This is a genomic window from Komagataeibacter europaeus LMG 18890 (genome assembly GCF_000285295.1).
Taxonomy (GTDB): Bacteria; Pseudomonadota; Alphaproteobacteria; order Acetobacterales; family Acetobacteraceae; genus Komagataeibacter; species Komagataeibacter europaeus.
Genome location: NZ_CADP01000080.1, coordinates 1 through 14,123, shown reverse-complemented (window position 1 = coordinate 14,123; position 14,123 = coordinate 1). Strand labels below are relative to the sequence as shown.

The 14,123-nt window shown below is 60.1% G+C and carries 18 protein-coding genes and 1 pseudogene; all 19 read left to right on the top strand.

From position 1 onward, the window contains the following. Positions 1-187: pseudogene (locus tag GEU01_RS26955) on the top strand (helix-turn-helix transcriptional regulator); the annotation flags it as partial. Continuing rightward, on the top strand, positions 187-1,242 hold the full coding sequence (locus tag GEU01_RS16260) for a replication initiator protein A (protein WP_026018808.1): 1,056 nt from the start codon (positions 187-189) through the stop codon (positions 1,240-1,242). The pseudogene GEU01_RS26955 and the gene GEU01_RS16260, both read left to right, overlap by 1 nt. Continuing rightward, the gene (parA, locus tag GEU01_RS16255; RefSeq protein ID WP_019086922.1) at positions 1,239-1,877 is read left to right on the top strand and encodes a ParA family partition ATPase; all 639 of its coding nucleotides are present in this window, start codon (positions 1,239-1,241) and stop codon (positions 1,875-1,877) included. Before GEU01_RS16260 ends, parA begins: the two co-directional genes overlap by 4 nt. Next, positions 1,874-2,617 carry a DNA-methyltransferase gene (locus GEU01_RS16250; RefSeq protein WP_019086921.1) on the top strand — a complete coding sequence of 248 codons (744 nt, stop codon included), beginning with the start codon at positions 1,874-1,876 and terminating at the stop codon, positions 2,615-2,617. Before parA ends, GEU01_RS16250 begins: the two co-directional genes overlap by 4 nt. Beyond that, on the top strand, positions 2,614-2,856 hold the full coding sequence (locus tag GEU01_RS16245; RefSeq protein WP_019086920.1) for a ribbon-helix-helix protein: 243 nt from the start codon (positions 2,614-2,616) through the stop codon (positions 2,854-2,856). Before GEU01_RS16250 ends, GEU01_RS16245 begins: the two co-directional genes overlap by 4 nt. Further along, positions 2,853-3,317 (top strand): DUF2840 domain-containing protein, encoded by a 465-nt coding sequence (locus GEU01_RS16240; protein WP_019086919.1) that lies wholly within the window; start codon positions 2,853-2,855, stop codon positions 3,315-3,317. Before GEU01_RS16245 ends, GEU01_RS16240 begins: the two co-directional genes overlap by 4 nt. Further along, positions 3,314-3,850, top strand: coding sequence for a S26 family signal peptidase (locus tag GEU01_RS16235; protein WP_019086918.1), 537 nt, complete (start codon positions 3,314-3,316; stop codon positions 3,848-3,850). Before GEU01_RS16240 ends, GEU01_RS16235 begins: the two co-directional genes overlap by 4 nt. Positions 3,851-3,857: 7 nt before the next feature. Continuing rightward, entirely contained in the window at positions 3,858-4,196 is a 339-nt protein-coding gene (locus GEU01_RS16230; RefSeq protein WP_019086917.1) for a DUF736 domain-containing protein, read from the top strand. After that, a complete protein-coding gene (locus GEU01_RS16225) occupies positions 4,183-4,884 on the top strand; it encodes a lytic transglycosylase domain-containing protein (protein ID WP_026018807.1) in 702 nt (233 codons plus the stop codon). The genes GEU01_RS16230 and GEU01_RS16225 overlap by 14 nt, the downstream gene beginning before the upstream one ends. Before the next feature lie 246 nt (positions 4,885-5,130). Then, a complete protein-coding gene (locus GEU01_RS16220; protein ID WP_019086915.1) occupies positions 5,131-6,885 on the top strand; it encodes a relaxase/mobilization nuclease domain-containing protein in 1,755 nt (584 codons plus the stop codon). 89 nt (positions 6,886-6,974) lie between these two features. Beyond that, positions 6,975-7,247 carry a type II toxin-antitoxin system ParD family antitoxin gene (locus tag GEU01_RS16215; protein WP_019086914.1) on the top strand — a complete coding sequence of 91 codons (273 nt, stop codon included), beginning with the start codon at positions 6,975-6,977 and terminating at the stop codon, positions 7,245-7,247. Further along, positions 7,244-7,537, top strand: a complete 294-nt coding sequence (locus GEU01_RS16210; RefSeq protein ID WP_019086913.1) for a type II toxin-antitoxin system RelE/ParE family toxin — start codon at positions 7,244-7,246, stop codon at positions 7,535-7,537. The genes GEU01_RS16215 and GEU01_RS16210 overlap by 4 nt, the downstream gene beginning before the upstream one ends. Positions 7,538-7,699: 162 nt before the next feature. Continuing rightward, the gene (locus GEU01_RS16205; RefSeq protein WP_019086912.1) at positions 7,700-7,900 is read left to right on the top strand and encodes a hypothetical protein; all 201 of its coding nucleotides are present in this window, start codon (positions 7,700-7,702) and stop codon (positions 7,898-7,900) included. Between the two features lie 47 nt (positions 7,901-7,947). Beyond that, positions 7,948-9,930: a conjugal transfer protein TraG gene (locus GEU01_RS16200; protein ID WP_019086911.1), complete on the top strand. Its 1,983-nt coding sequence runs from the start codon at positions 7,948-7,950 to the stop codon at positions 9,928-9,930. Between the two features lie 5 nt (positions 9,931-9,935). Next, a complete protein-coding gene (locus GEU01_RS16195) occupies positions 9,936-10,388 on the top strand; it encodes a hypothetical protein (RefSeq protein ID WP_019086910.1) in 453 nt (150 codons plus the stop codon). Between the two features lie 26 nt (positions 10,389-10,414). Then, positions 10,415-10,663, top strand: coding sequence for a hypothetical protein (locus GEU01_RS25850; protein WP_157212874.1), 249 nt, complete (start codon positions 10,415-10,417; stop codon positions 10,661-10,663). A gap of 77 nt (positions 10,664-10,740) precedes the next feature. Further along, positions 10,741-11,274 carry a hypothetical protein gene (locus GEU01_RS16190; RefSeq protein ID WP_019086909.1) on the top strand — a complete coding sequence of 178 codons (534 nt, stop codon included), beginning with the start codon at positions 10,741-10,743 and terminating at the stop codon, positions 11,272-11,274. Between the two features lie 214 nt (positions 11,275-11,488). Further along, positions 11,489-13,771: a toll/interleukin-1 receptor domain-containing protein gene (locus GEU01_RS24640; RefSeq protein WP_081499998.1), complete on the top strand. Its 2,283-nt coding sequence runs from the start codon at positions 11,489-11,491 to the stop codon at positions 13,769-13,771. 76 nt (positions 13,772-13,847) lie between these two features. Next, positions 13,848-14,123: transposase (locus GEU01_RS23020; RefSeq protein WP_232272585.1), on the top strand; the 276-nt coding region annotated here is incomplete at its 3' end.

Genomic DNA, 14,123 nt, shown 5'->3' with positions numbered 1-14,123 from the left:
CACTGGCCCGCGCTACTCAAAACTCGGTGGCCGCGTGGTCTATCGGGTGGATGAGTTGCAGGCCTGGGTCGAGAGCGGGGCACGCGCCCACACCTCCGACACGACTGCCGGCACCGTATCGGCGGCCGCGCGGCAAAGCCCGCTGATCCCGCCGACACCGGCGACCTCACGCGGGAACCGCCGCTGATGTCCCCGACCAGCAGAGCGCGCTCCGAGCGCGAGCAACTGGAACTCTTCCATGCCATAGCAGGAGATTTCGCGCCTCGTGATGCCCAGGATCTGATGGCGTTTCCGTTCTTCAGCCTCGCCAAGTCCCCTCGCATGGTCCCGATCGATTACCGGACCCCGGACGTCACCATCCGGGTTGAGGCGTCAGCCGAACATGGCATGGCCACGATCTGGGATGCTGATGTGCTGATCTGGGCCGCCAGCCATCTTGTTGCCGCACGCGACGCCGGTCGGCGCACGTCGCGGTTGATGGTGGCCAGCCCGCGCGAGATCCTGACCTTCATCGGCCGGGGCGACAGCGCGCGGGATTATGAGCGGCTGGAAGCGGCGTTCGATCGGCTGCAATCCACCACGATCAAGACCTCGCTCCGGCAGACCGGGAAGGGCCAACTGCACCGCTTTTCCTGGATCAACGAATGGAAGCGGCACACCGCGCGGGAAGGGCGCACCCGTGTGATCGAACTGATCCTGCCCGACTGGTTCTACCAGGCCGTGCTCGATGACGCGCTCGTGCTGACCATCGATCCGGCCTATTTTAGCCTCACAGGTGGTCTGGAGCGCTGGCTCTATCGCATCGTGCGCAAGCATGGCGGTCGCCAGCGTGCGGGCTGGGCCTTCGGCCTGCGCCATCTCTACGAAAAATCCGCCAGTCTTTCCCCCTATCGCCGCTTTGCCTTCGAACTTCGCGAGATGGCGAAGCGGCAGCCCTTTCCCGGCTATCGGCTGTCGGTGCGCCCCGACCGCAACGGTAACGACACACTGGCCTTCGCGCCTGCCAAACTATCCACAGGGGGCTGTGGACAAGCTGTGAATCCATCCGTGCTATCAGTTGTGGATTTATCCGTGCCATCACTGCCACGGCATCCGTGCTATCGTTTGCGGAAAACGCCGAATCACGACGTTGAATCAAATGGTTATGATGCCCTTAACTTAGAATCTAACTTAAAAGAGTCTAACTTTAAGGATGTTGGCACCCCGCCCGATCTGCGGATAACCCCCGGAGAAGGGCCATGATCGTGGCCTTCCTCAACCAGAAGGGCGGCGTCGGCAAGACGACGCTGGCGCTGCATCTCGCTGGCCAATGGGCTCGGGAAGGCCAGCGCGTGACGGTCATCGACGCCGACCCGCAGGGCTCGGCGCTGGACTGGTCGGCACAGCGGGCGCGGGAGGGACTGCCCCGGCTGTTCGGCGTGATCGGGCTGGCACGCGACACACTCCACCACGAGGCGCCCCAACTGGCTCAGGGGGTGGATCACGTCGTCATCGACGGTCCTCCGCGCGTGGCGGCGCTGCTGCGCTCCGCCCTGCTGGCCGCCGATCTGGTGCTGATCCCCGCCCAGCCCTCGCCGTTCGACGGCTGGGCCTCGGCCGAGATGTTGCGGCTGCTGGAGGACGCGCGCCTCTTTCGTCCCGGCCTGCTCGCCCGCTTCGTGCTCAATCGTTGCGCCGCGCGCACGGTCATCGCCCGCGAGACCCGGTTGGCGCTCGCCGGGCATGAACCGGCGGCATTGTTGGCACGGATCGGCCAGCGGGTCGCTTTCGCCGATGCTGCGCGTTCCGGCCGCCTGGTGTGCGATCTTCGTCCGCAGGGGATCGCAGCCCGTGAAATCGTCGCCCTGACGGCCGAGATCGGGGGGCTGGTGTCATGACCCTGCTGACCGGCGACAGCACGCTCCTGATGCCCTGGCACGGCCCCTACGATATGATCCTGGCCGACCCGCCCTATGGCGATACATCGCTTACCTGGGGCCGGCAGGTGGTGGACTGGCCCGGTAAGGCTCTTGCCGCTCTGAAACCCAGCGGCTCGCTCTGGGTGTTCGGTTCGCTGCGGAGCTTTCTCGCATCCAACGCGGCATTCCGGAACGCAGGCTGGAAATATGCTCAGGAACTGGTCTGGGAGAAGCAGAACGGTTCCAGCTTCCATGCCGATCGGTTCCGGCGCGTCCATGAACTGATCGTCCAGTTCTATCGCGACGATACGCCCTGGCGTGCCGTCTACAACGTGGTTCCGACCACGCCCGACGCGCGGGCACGCACGGTACGACGGAAACACCGGCCGCCCCACATGGGCCGGATCGATGCCGGTCATTACGTCAGCGAGGACGGTGGCCCGCGCCTGATGCGCTCCGTAATTCCGGTCCGCAATGCGCATGGCCGCGCCATCCATCCCATCGAAAAGCCGGTAGCCCTGCTGGAGATCCTGATCCGCACGAGCTGCCCACCGGGTGGCCTGGTGGGCGACTGGTTCGCCGGCTCGGGCGCGGCCGGTGTTGCCTGCCGATTGGCTGGTCGGCGCTATGTCGGCTGCGAGATCGATCCCGTCATGGCGCAGAAGGCGCGCGACCGCATCGCCTCGGTGCTGCCGCTCGGCGAAGGAACTGCGCCATGACAGGGCGTCGCACGTTTCCCGGCTTCGCATCGCGCCCCGCCGACCCGGAGCGCTGGGTCAAGGCGCCGGACAAGCCTGCGGCTGCCAACCGTTTTACCGCCCGGCTGACCATCGACGTCACGCCGGCGCTGCGCGCGCGGCTCAAGGTCGCGGCGTTCCAGCGCGGCATCACGGTCGCCGACATGCTGCGCGCGCTGCTGGCCCGCGAGTTCCCCGATACTGCTGGAGATGTGCCATGACCGACACCCTCGCTCATGTCGAACTGACCTGGATCGAGAAGCGCATCGAGCACTGGATCCGCTTCGGCTCTGTCGCCCATGAGCAGATTCTCGATCGTCGGCGGCGGATACTGAGCTTTCCGCCGGACACCGTGTTCGCGTTCCTGCGCTGGGCGGCGAACGATTACGGCACGGTGGTGTCCTGCATCGACATCGTGCGCGTCACCCATCCCGGCGAGCCCTATCAGACAGTACCGTTCGTGCGTCCCGGCGGCGAGAGCCTGCTGCGTCAGAGCGGCTGGCCGAAGGTCCGGTTGGTGCTCGAAGCCGTCGATCGTATCGAAGCGATCGGCATCGATCCCGTCGACGTGGCGCCCGAGCACTGGCGGCATCTGCACAACCGGATGCTTTCCGGGCAGGCGTCACGTCCCTACACGCGCGACCGCCATCAGGCTTGGCTGCGCCGGAGGGCGGTGTCATGATGCGCCTTGGCTGGTTCTTCACCACGTATTTCGCAATACTCGGTGTTGGCACATCAGTGGCGATCCATCCGGCGCCCCGGCTGATCTGGAACGCCACCGCCAGCATACCGGTCGGACTGTATCGCCTGCAATCGGTGCGCATCTTGCATGTCGGAGACCTGATCGCGATCCGACCCCCGACAGACATTGCCACGATGCTGGCGCACGGTGGCTATCTGCCGCTCGGTGTGCCGCTGCTCAAGCCGGTCGCCGCACTGCCGGGACAACGGGTCTGTCGCACTGGTGCTGCCGTCACGGTCGACGGGAAGGTGCTCGGCGATGCGCTGGCCCGCGATCATCGCGGCCGTTCGCTGCCGGTCTGGCAAGGCTGCCGGCATGTCCTGCCTGGCCAGATCTTCGTCATGAATCCGGCGGTCCCGACCAGTCTCGACGGTCGCTATTTCGGCGTCCTGCCGGTCGACACCGTGCTCGGCCGCGCGCAGCCGCTGTGGCTCGCGCCGTCACCGATTTCTCTCAACCTCAAGCAGAAATGAGGCTGACATGGCTCAGATCGGAACTTTTACGCGCACGGCTGACGGCTTCGCCGGTCGCCTGCGCACGCTCGCCCTCGACGTCGAACTGACAATCGTGCCGGCGACATCGTCGGACGCCGAGCATGCGCCCGATTATCGCGTCCATCTCGGTGACGCTGACGCCGGACCGGAGATCGGCGCTGGCTGGAAACGTACCGGCGAGAAGGCGGGCACTTACCTCGCGCTGGTTCTCGACGACCCCATGCTGGCGCAGCCGATCCGCGCTAACCTGTTCCAGTCCGATCGTCAGGGGCGTGCCTTTCATCTGGTCTGGAACCGCCCGGTGAAGCGCGATGACCTGCGGTAAATCGGTGCTCCGGCTGTTCAATGTTGTGCTTCCGGTCGTCGTGTCCATGACTATACCGAGGCATGTCGCGGTTGCCGATCCATACGCCGACATGATCGCGGAAGCGGCCATGCGCGCGCAGATTCCAGCCTCATGGATTGCTGCCGTCCTGCATACCGAGAGCCGGGGTGATGCGCATGCCGTGTCGTCGGCGGGTGCTATGGGGCTCATGCAGGTGATGCCCGGAACATGGGCCAGCCTGCGCACGTCGCTCGGCCTCGGCGACGATCCGTTCGACCCGCATGACAACATCCTGGCTGGTGCGACCTATCTGCGCTGGATGCGGGACCGCTACGGCGAGGCCGGGTTTCTCGCCGCCTATAATGCCGGTCCCGCGCGCTATGACGAGCATCTCGCGACCGGCCGGCCGCTCCCTGTCGAGACGCGGAACTACGTCGCGTCGGTCAGCGCTCGGCTCGCTCTTCCGCTCGCTGACGACATCACGATCGGCGCGCCGTTGGCACGATCCTGGCAGGAGTCCTCCCTCTTTCCGGCGTCATTCCTGCGCACGGAAAATGCTCCTCGGCATGTCGAGAGCGCACACGATCCGGCACATCCCGCCGACGCCCGCCCAACCGACTGGACGGCGCTCGCACCGCAGTCAGCCGGGCTGTTCATCGCGTCAGGGCTTGGGGAGGCGCGCCGATGATTCCCGTTCCGGTCCATCGGGCGCTGGCGGGCTATGGGTGCTTTGGGGATGGGGTGCTGGGGGGAGGCAGGCAACGGAGGGAAAGACGGCAAGGTAAAAGCAGCGCCCGTGCGGGGCTGCATGTGGTTGGTTTGATTGGGGAATTTGTCCTCTCACCGCGCACCGCCTGCGGCTGTCCGTGCATTTTTCCTCATGTTTTCAACGATCCGGGCGCGGTCAGGCGCGCATCGAAGCGGAGAGCGGGCCATGCCGACGCGCGATGATGGCCTGACTGTCCGGCCCGGACGCATCCAGCATGGCAATCAGGGCGCACGACCGAAATCCTTCGTCGGTGAGGTCATGCGGGCCGCGAAGAAGGCCGGTCATACCGGCACCCGGTTAGGAGCGAAGGGCAGGGGAGGCGGTGGCGGTTCCCGTTTCGGGCGCGGCCGGCGTGCGGCACTCTCCATGCGGTTGCGCAGCAATGCCCGTCGGGTCGTGGTCAAGGCGCGGGTCGTCCGCCAGCAGGGTGCGCGGTTTCGGTCAGCACCACTCGCCCGGCACATCGCCTATCTCAGGCGCGAGGGCGTCACTCGCGACGGGGCCAGGGCCCATCTGTTCGATGTCGGGTCTGATGAGGCGGACAGCAAGGCCTTCGCGGAACGCTGCGAAGACGACCGTCACCATTTTCGCTTCATCGTCTCGCCCGAGGACGCAGCACGGATGGAGGATCTGCGGGGCTTCGCGCGGGAGTTGATGCAGGACATGGAGCGCGACCTCGGCACCAAGCTGGACTGGGTCGGGGTGGATCACTGGAACACTGACAATCCGCATGTCCACATCCTGGTGCGCGGCGTGGCCGACGACGGCAAGGATCTGGTCATCAGCCGCGCTTATATCAGCCAGGGCCTGCGCGACCGCGCCGCCGAACGGGTGACGTTGGAACTTGGCCCGCGCAGTGAACAGGAAATCCGCACCGCGCTGGAAACCGAGATCGGCGCTGACCGCTGGACCAGTCTCGATCGCGCGTTGCAGGACATCAACGACGAGCGCGGCGGCATCGTCGATCTGCGACCGGGCGCGGGTGCTGAAGACCCGGAACTGCGCCGCCTGCTGGTGGGCCGGGCGAGCAAGCTGGAAGGGCTTGGTCTTGCCGAACCGGTCGGGGTGGCCCGCTGGACCCTCAAGCCGGGGCTGGAGGCGACGCTGCGCGATCTTTCCATCCGGGGCGACATCATCAAAACCATGCACCGCGCCATGTCCGGCGGTGGGACAGAGCCCGACATCGCGGGTTTCGCGATCCACGGTGAGAAGCTGGCCGATCCGATCGTTGGCCGGCTGGTCGAGCGCGGGCTAGACGACGAACTGAAGGGTTCGGGCTACGCGGTGATCGCCGGCACCGACGGGCGCACGCATCATCTCCGCTTCCCCGATCTGGATCTGACCGGCGATGCGAAGCCGGGCGCGATCGTCGAGACCCGCACCTGGGAGGATGCCAAGGGCACGCAGCGCCTGTCGCTCGCCACGCGCTCGGATTTCACGCTGGCCGAGCAGGTGACGGCGCCCGGCGCGACCTGGCTCGATCGCCAGTTGCTCGCCAAAGATTCGGCGCTGGCCAATGCGGGCTTCGGGGCCGAGGTCCGCGAGGCGAGGGCGCAGCGGATCGATCATCTCGCCTCCGAGGGGCTGGCCCGGCGGCAGGGCGAGCGCGTGGTGTTCGCACCCGACCTGCTCGGCACCCTGCGCCAGCGTGATCTCGATCAGGCGGCCGCCAGATTGGCGGCGCAGACTGGTCTGCAACACCGGCCCGCGAAGGAAGACGAGATTGTCTCGGGGGTTTATCGCCAGCGGGTCAACCTGTCCTCGGGTCGGTTTGCGATGGTCGACGATGGGCTGGGGTTCCAGCTCGTGCCGTGGCGCCCGGCGCTGGAGCAGAAGCTCGGACGGCAGGTTTCCGGCACCCTGTCGCCGGGTGGGTCGGTGGACTGGAATCTCGGGCGCAAGCGCGGGCTCGGGATTTGATGTTGGCTGGCCCGCCTGCAGGTTTTCGGCTGACAAAGCGGGTGCTTCATAAGTATGATGAAGTATGCTCGCTTGAAAGGAGCCGTCTCATGTCCACAATCGAACGTATGACCATCACCGTGCCGTCCGAGATGGCCGCGATCCTGCGCCAGTCCGTCGATGGGGGCGAATATGCCTCGACCAGCGAGGTGGTGCGCGAGGCATTGCGCGAGTGGATGCGCCGCCGCGATACCGACCGACGTGATCTCGACGCCCTGCGGGAGGCGATCCGGCTTGGCGATGAGAGCGGGTCGAGCATCCCGGCCGAAACCGTCTTCGCCGAATTGCGCGACGTGATCGCTCGGCGTCGCGCGCAGGGATGAAACGGCTTGGCTTCGCTCCGGCCGCGCGCGCCGACCTTCTGGAGATCGCGCTCTACATCGCCGAGGACAATCCCGAGCGGGCCATGAGTTTCGTGGCCGAACTGGAGGCGAAGGCCGCCACCGCGGCGCAGCTTCCGGGGAGCTTTCCGGCGCGCGATGAGATCAGTCCCGGATTGAGGGTCATTGTTCACGGCCGCTACCTGCTGTTCTACCGTGAACTGGCCGACGAGGTGCGCATCGTCCGTGTGCTTCATGGCGCACGGGATCTGCCGCAGATATTCGACTCGTAAAGTCAGTGGTTTCCTTGGGATCGCGGGCAGCGGCCTTCGCTGACGATGAACTTCGCCGCCATCACGATGATCAGAACGTGGAGGCGATCATCAGGCGGAGGCATTTTTACCGTACCGGCTTCTTCTCCACATGCGACGACAAGGCAATCGGAGTTTCTCAGCATGACAGGGCGAAATAAGGTGCCATCGACCTGTTATCCGGCCACTCGTCAAGATGAGCGCACGCTTGTCGAGTTGCTGGAACAGGGCGAGCGAAGCGGCGTCAGCAAGCGCACGATTCTCGATATTTTTGCCGCCGTGCAGGCGGACAGGCAGGCCGTCCGTTTATTGTCCGCGCCTATCCGGCGGCCCGAGACGTCATAATTAGACCTTGAACGCTGGCGAAGCGAGCCGTTTGGTCGGTTCCTGTCATGAACCAGACCAAGATCCTCTGGGGATCGGTGTTTGCCGTCAGCACCGTGATCCTCGCTTTCACCTGGACTGCTACCCAGTGGACCGCCTGGCATCTCGGCTTCCAGCCGCAGCTTGGCGCTCCGTGGGTCACGCTGCTCGGCTGGCCGGTCTATTATCCGCCTGAGTTCTTCTGGTGGTGGTTCGCCTACGACGCCTACGCCCCGGACATCTTCACCATGGGCGGTTACATTGCGGCATCGGGCGGGATTGCCGCCGTCATCGTCGCGATTACGATGTCAGTCTGGCGTGCTCGCGAGAAGATGCGTGCCACCACCTACGGCTCGGCGCACTGGGCGGACCCGCGCGAGATCCGCCGCGCCGGATTGCTCGCGCTCGATGGCGTGGTGCTGGGCCGCTCGGCTGATGCCTATCTGCGTCATGACGGGCCGGAGCATGTATTGTGCTTCGCACCGACCCGCTCGGGCAAGGGCGTCGGTCTGGTGGTGCCAACGCTGCTGACTTGGCCGGGTGCAGCCATCGTCCATGACATCAAGGGCGAGAACTGGACGCTGACTGCCGGCTGGCGCGCCCGCTTCGGCCGGGTGCTGCTATTCGATCCGACCAATTTGGCCAGTGCCGCCTACAATCCGTTGCTGGAGGTCCGGCGCGGCGAGCGCGAGGTCCGCGACGTGCAGAATATTGCCGACGTGCTGGTCGATCCCGAGGGCGCCCTTGAGAAGCGCAACCATTGGGAGAAGACCAGCCACGCCCTGCTGGTCGGCACCATCCTGCATGTCCTTTACGCGGAGGAGGACAAGACCCTAGCCGGGGTCGCCAATTTCCTCTCTGATCCGAAACGCGCGATCGAGACCACGCTGCGCGCTATGATGACCACTCCCCATCTCGGGGCGAAAGGCGTGCATCCGGTGGTGGCCAGTTCTGCGCGGGAACTGCTCAACAAGAGCGATAATGAACGTTCCGGCGTGCTCTCCACCGCCATGTCGTTCCTCGGCCTGTATCGCGATCCGGTCGTGGCACATGTGACCCGGCGCTGCGACTGGCGGATCCGCGATCTCGTGGCCGGCACCCATCCGGCCACGCTGTACCTGGTGGTGCCGCCCTCGGATATCAGCCGCACCAAGCCGATGGTCCGCCTGGTGCTGAATCAGATCGGCCGCCGGCTGACCGAGGAACTGGAAGCGAAGCGGCGGCATCGCCTGCTGCTGATGCTCGATGAATTCCCGGCGCTGGGGCGGCTGGATTTCTTCGAGAGTGCGCTGGCTTTTATGGCGGGTTATGGGATCAAGAGCTTCCTGATCGGGCAGAGCCTGAATCAGATCGAGAAAGCCTATGGCCAGAACAATTCGATCCTCGACAACTGTCATGTCCGGGTCAGCTTCGCGACCAACGACGAACGGACCGCCAAACGGGTGTCCGACGCGCTCGGGACGGCCACCGAAATTCGTGACGCCAAGAACTATGCCGGGCATCGGCTGTCGCCATGGCTCGGGCATCTGATGGTGACACGCCATGAGACCGCGCGACCGCTGCTGACGCCCGGCGAGATCATGCAGCTTCCTCCTGACGAGGAACTGGTGCTGGTGTCCGGCTGCCCGCCGGTCAGGGCGCGCAAGGCGCGGTATTTCGAGGATGCCGAATTGAGCGCGCGTATCCTCCCGCCACCCCGGTTTGAGCCGCCATCGTCTCCGGAGGGAACACCGCCCATCGGACCGCAGCCGCCGGGGGACTGGGCCGATGTGGTCCAGCCACCTCCTGCCAGCAATGGAGATGATGATCCCGCCAATGCCGGCATCCGCCGTGAGCCGGAGCTGCCGGAACAGGAAGAGGTGGTGCAGGCGCCGAGAAAGCCCGTCCATGAGTTCGATCCGCCGGAGGATGAGTCCGCGGACGACGCCATACGGGCGCAGACCCTGCAACGCGGCGAGCGGACTCTCGCGCGGCAGGTGTCGCTCGATCCTGGCGATCGGATGGGGCTGTGACAGCTATGCGGATCAAGCACACGATTCGGCTCCCCGCCGATCTCAGTGTCAGACTTGCCGATTACGCTGCCCGCAAGAAAGTGCCGCAGGCTTTGATCGTGGAAACAGCGCTGGCATCGTTCCTGTCGCCGGATGGCCCGGAACGGTTGGAGGCGGCGTTGGCCCGGCGGCTGGACCGGGTGACGCGGCAGTTGGAGCGCATGGAGCGACGGGTCACGATTTCGAACGAATCTCTGGCCGTTTTCGTCCGGTTCTGGCTGACCAGCATGCCGCCGTTGCCAGATGCGGCCCTTGCTGCGGCGCAGAGCAAGGGACGGGAGCGCTACGACGGGTTCATCGAGGCAGTCGGGCGCAGGCTGGCCAGAGGGAAGACGCTGGACGACGAGGTGAGGCTGGACGTGGGGCCAGGTGAGCAGGGGCAGGATGCCCCCGACCCGAAAGACAATCCTGTAACGTGATGTCTGGGTTGGGGGGGGAAAGCGGAATGCCGGTTATCGGCAAGCGAGAACGAAAACAGCCATTCCTTGCGCTGATGTTCATGACGGCTACCGACCAAGACCCGGTCGTTCCCATTTGCCATCATGAACATCCGTTTCTGACAGAAGCTGCCGATGGAATTGTCGGAGATGGATCGTCAGAACGGCACCCCAATCTCAACCGTTCAGTTTCCGTCGTCGCGACCCCATCCTTGCCACTTTATTCGGTTCTGAACTGCGACATGGCTTCGCGCTAAGCGAGGCCACTTGATCAAGATGGCGAATAGAGTGAAAGGTAACCTAGGCGATTGGTCTGTAGGGATGAGGAGAGAATATGGAATACCTGAAGCAGATTGCGGAATTCCCATCACTAGTCATTGGCCCAGCTGTAGTCGCTTCATTATTTTCTGGATTGTTCCTTCTATGGATTGCCTATTTAAATCGGAGGGCGACCACCGCGGACGTTGAACGTAAGATTGAGTTTGAGCGCGAACTCAATGACGCTAAGTTCGGGCACGAAAACGACAAAGCACTGACCGACAGAGCGTGGGCTGATTATGGGATCAGGCGAGATGTCTACCTAGAGCTGGCGGAGCATGTTGGGAGTCTCTATGGTAAGACGACGACCAGAGAGGAAAAGGCGAGATTTCACATAGCGGCCCGGAAGGTTCGCGTTGTCGGTAGTGATGAAGTAGTCTTGGCACTAAATGCCTTCACAGCATCGATCAAAAATTCACAAGGGCCGGAAGCGCACGAGCTTCGGCTCCGTGATCTTATGAACGCCATCCGCATTGACATTCGCACATTGAACGAGAAGCCCCCGCAGGGCACGACGCTGGACGCTAGTGCCTTTCCAATTGAAAGCTGATCTCCAGCTGTAAATGTTCACGCTAAATGGCCGGTTTTTGATCACGGTATATGGCAAACTGCGGCAGCAATGCGGGGGTGAGCAGAATGTCCGCTGTTTTGCGGTAAGCTTAGAAATTATTCTTTCAAAATAGGTATTTCACAATGTGGAATAAATTCTTTTATACGCACACAATCCATGCAAAATTACCTACCCCAACAGAGGATAGAGTAAAATGCGCGCTTTTTTATCACATTCATCAAAAGATAAAGGTTATGTAGAAAGAGTCGCAAAACTTCTTAAGCCTGGAACGTTTGAATTAGATTCAACGACATTCGATGCGGGACGGCTCAACTCCTTCGTGATTTCCGAAGCCTTAAAGCGGTCAGATCTATTCTGCTTATTTCTTTCAGAAGATTCAGTAGAATCTCCCTACGTAAAATTCGAAACTTTGTTTGGAATGGAACAATTTTCAAAAGGGAATATTGATAGATTTATAGTAATTTGCATCGATCAGAACTCTTTTGATCACGTCGATGACAACATAAAACTTTTCTCTATTGTTAGGCGTACAATTTCCATTGAAGCATCTTCGTGGTTAATTCAAGGGACACTTCTTTCAGCCGCTTCTAGTGATACGAAGTTATCTCATCCTTTTATTGGACGCGAAACTGCTCTGAGAGAACTTGAGATACAGGTGACGGCTCCTGACCGGCCTCCACAAAAAGCGCTTTATGTTTCCGGAAACTTCGGTGCAGGCCGTCGTGCTTTGGTACGAAAATTTTTCCAAAATCAATACCCACAAGTTGGAAGCAGCTTCCCTACAATAACAATAGAAGAACTCGATGGCCTTGATGAAATATATCGTAAGGTAATTAGTGCTATTCGTCCAAGCGCAACCGCTCATGAATTATCAGCTTACATCCGAACAATTGATCCGCCGGACATTAAGGAGAAAATTCGTCAAATCGCTTCGTTATTTAATTCACTACTTTCTTCCAGAGAGTGCTGTTTTGTCTTGGATGCTGGTGGAATTCTCAGTGATGATGGTGCGTTTCTTGCCGACATTGATACGATCGTAAATTCTCTACAAGATCGTCCCTTTCCACCTATCTCGTTCATATCTCCTAGAATGGTACCATTGAGGAGCCGGAGAGAAGCAAAGGATGTATCTTACTATGCGATAAAGTCACTGTCGCAGGAAGACTCTGTCCGACTGGCAAAACGTTTACTCCGAGATAAAGCAATTTCCGTTACAGAAGAACAAGTCTCCGATTTCGTCGAATTATCTGATAGGCATCCATATAATTTTTATGCCATTATGGAAGAAATTAACGAACAGGGCCTTTCTAGCTTTCTTGCAAATCCAAGAGGTTTTGTAGAATGGAAACATCGCCGCTATTCTGATTACTTAAGTAAAATTCAAATCAGCGACATAGATGCATCATTGTTAGGCGTCCTGAAAATTCTTCCCACACTTGATTTCACGGCAATAGTTGAGGCTTTGGAAAACGACGCATCTGAATTATCGGACGCTTTACAACGCCTTATCCAGCTTCATATTATTGAACATTCTGGTGATGCATTTTCTATTTCCCCACCTATACGAATTGCCGTGGAAAAAGATAAGCGTATAAGAATACCTGAGGAAAAAAGGAAGGAAATATTAGGAAAGCTTGCAGAGTCTTTATCTCTTCGACTCGATGAGGGAACGGCCCCAATCACATTGATTGACACAGCAGTTATTTCATCAATAGAGGCCGAAAAGGACACATATGCGGCGATATTTATGCTTCCTTCTCATTACGTTTTTTTATGCAAACGACATTATGATCAAAAACATTATTCGGAATGTATTAGACTTTCCAAAGAAGCCTTAAAAGATATTAGTCGTTTATCGAGAACTGCGATGGTCACGGCTTGTAGATTTATGTGTTTAGCCGCTGCTCGTATGGGTGATGCCGCAACTTTTAACCATGGAATTAAAATTTTAATCCGCGATTCAGGAGATGGTTGGATAAAAAGTAACATCGCTTTTCTTCGTGGATTTAATGAAAGAATAAAAGGACACCTAGCTACTGCTGAACAATATTTCCGAGAGGCCATCCAGCTATCTCCCGGGAATTATTCGACTGCCCGGGAGCTTTCAGCGATTTGTTTGGCTCGTAATAATCTGCCTGACGCAGAGCGGTTCGCTAGAGAAGTTCATGATATTACATCAAGTAGCGTTTATATTCTTGATATATTAATTGCAGTTCTTACACGAAAATTGCGGGAAACAGTCAAGAGAAGTGGAGAAGTCCACGAATTAATGGGAGTGCTCAAACAAGTTGGTGATGAAGGCGGTCATTCATTCTATACTACACGCCTTGCAGAGATTGAGTTTTTTGGGGGAGATAAACAACTAGCTCGGAGGCTTGCCGAAAAAGCTATTGTTCGCACACCAAACATCTTCGAACCTCGTCGCATCTATGCCGAAATTCTTTTGTCAGAAGGTAATTTGACTAGGGCCTGTTAGATCTTAAAATACTTCCTATATTGTATGGATTGAAGAAGGAGACGGAACAGGCACTTTCACTGATGAGACATGGGCGATCTGGGAACCGCTGATTGAGGCGGTTCGGCCAAGGGGCAAGACACCGCCCCATGATCTGCGGCGTACGATAGCAGCGATCTTCTGGCGTCATGAGAATGGTGCGAAATGGCGAAGTATCCCCGCTGAGCTGGGTCCGTGGTGGCGGGCGGCGCAGCTTTTCATCCGCTGGGCGAAACTGGGGGTGTGGGAACGCCTGCTCGAACTGGTTCAGGACCACCACGGAGTGGAGCTGGGCATGACTTTTCTGGATGGCACGAACATCAGGGCTCACCAC

Coding starts and splice junctions, on each gene's coding strand:
- GEU01_RS16260 (WP_026018808.1), top strand. CDS start 187: ATGTCCCCGACCAGCAGAGCGCGCTCCGAGCGCGAGCAACTGGAACTC.
- parA (WP_019086922.1), top strand. CDS start 1,239: ATGATCGTGGCCTTCCTCAACCAGAAGGGCGGCGTCGGCAAGACGACG.
- GEU01_RS16250 (WP_019086921.1), top strand. CDS start 1,874: ATGACCCTGCTGACCGGCGACAGCACGCTCCTGATGCCCTGGCACGGC.
- GEU01_RS16245 (WP_019086920.1), top strand. CDS start 2,614: ATGACAGGGCGTCGCACGTTTCCCGGCTTCGCATCGCGCCCCGCCGAC.
- GEU01_RS16240 (WP_019086919.1), top strand. CDS start 2,853: ATGACCGACACCCTCGCTCATGTCGAACTGACCTGGATCGAGAAGCGC.
- GEU01_RS16235 (WP_019086918.1), top strand. CDS start 3,314: ATGATGCGCCTTGGCTGGTTCTTCACCACGTATTTCGCAATACTCGGT.
- GEU01_RS16230 (WP_019086917.1), top strand. CDS start 3,858: ATGGCTCAGATCGGAACTTTTACGCGCACGGCTGACGGCTTCGCCGGT.
- GEU01_RS16225 (WP_026018807.1), top strand. CDS start 4,183: ATGACCTGCGGTAAATCGGTGCTCCGGCTGTTCAATGTTGTGCTTCCG.
- GEU01_RS16220 (WP_019086915.1), top strand. CDS start 5,131: ATGCCGACGCGCGATGATGGCCTGACTGTCCGGCCCGGACGCATCCAG.
- GEU01_RS16215 (WP_019086914.1), top strand. CDS start 6,975: ATGTCCACAATCGAACGTATGACCATCACCGTGCCGTCCGAGATGGCC.
- GEU01_RS16210 (WP_019086913.1), top strand. CDS start 7,244: ATGAAACGGCTTGGCTTCGCTCCGGCCGCGCGCGCCGACCTTCTGGAG.
- GEU01_RS16205 (WP_019086912.1), top strand. CDS start 7,700: ATGACAGGGCGAAATAAGGTGCCATCGACCTGTTATCCGGCCACTCGT.
- GEU01_RS16200 (WP_019086911.1), top strand. CDS start 7,948: ATGAACCAGACCAAGATCCTCTGGGGATCGGTGTTTGCCGTCAGCACC.
- GEU01_RS16195 (WP_019086910.1), top strand. CDS start 9,936: ATGCGGATCAAGCACACGATTCGGCTCCCCGCCGATCTCAGTGTCAGA.
- GEU01_RS25850 (WP_157212874.1), top strand. CDS start 10,415: ATGCCGGTTATCGGCAAGCGAGAACGAAAACAGCCATTCCTTGCGCTG.
- GEU01_RS16190 (WP_019086909.1), top strand. CDS start 10,741: ATGGAATACCTGAAGCAGATTGCGGAATTCCCATCACTAGTCATTGGC.
- GEU01_RS24640 (WP_081499998.1), top strand. CDS start 11,489: ATGCGCGCTTTTTTATCACATTCATCAAAAGATAAAGGTTATGTAGAA.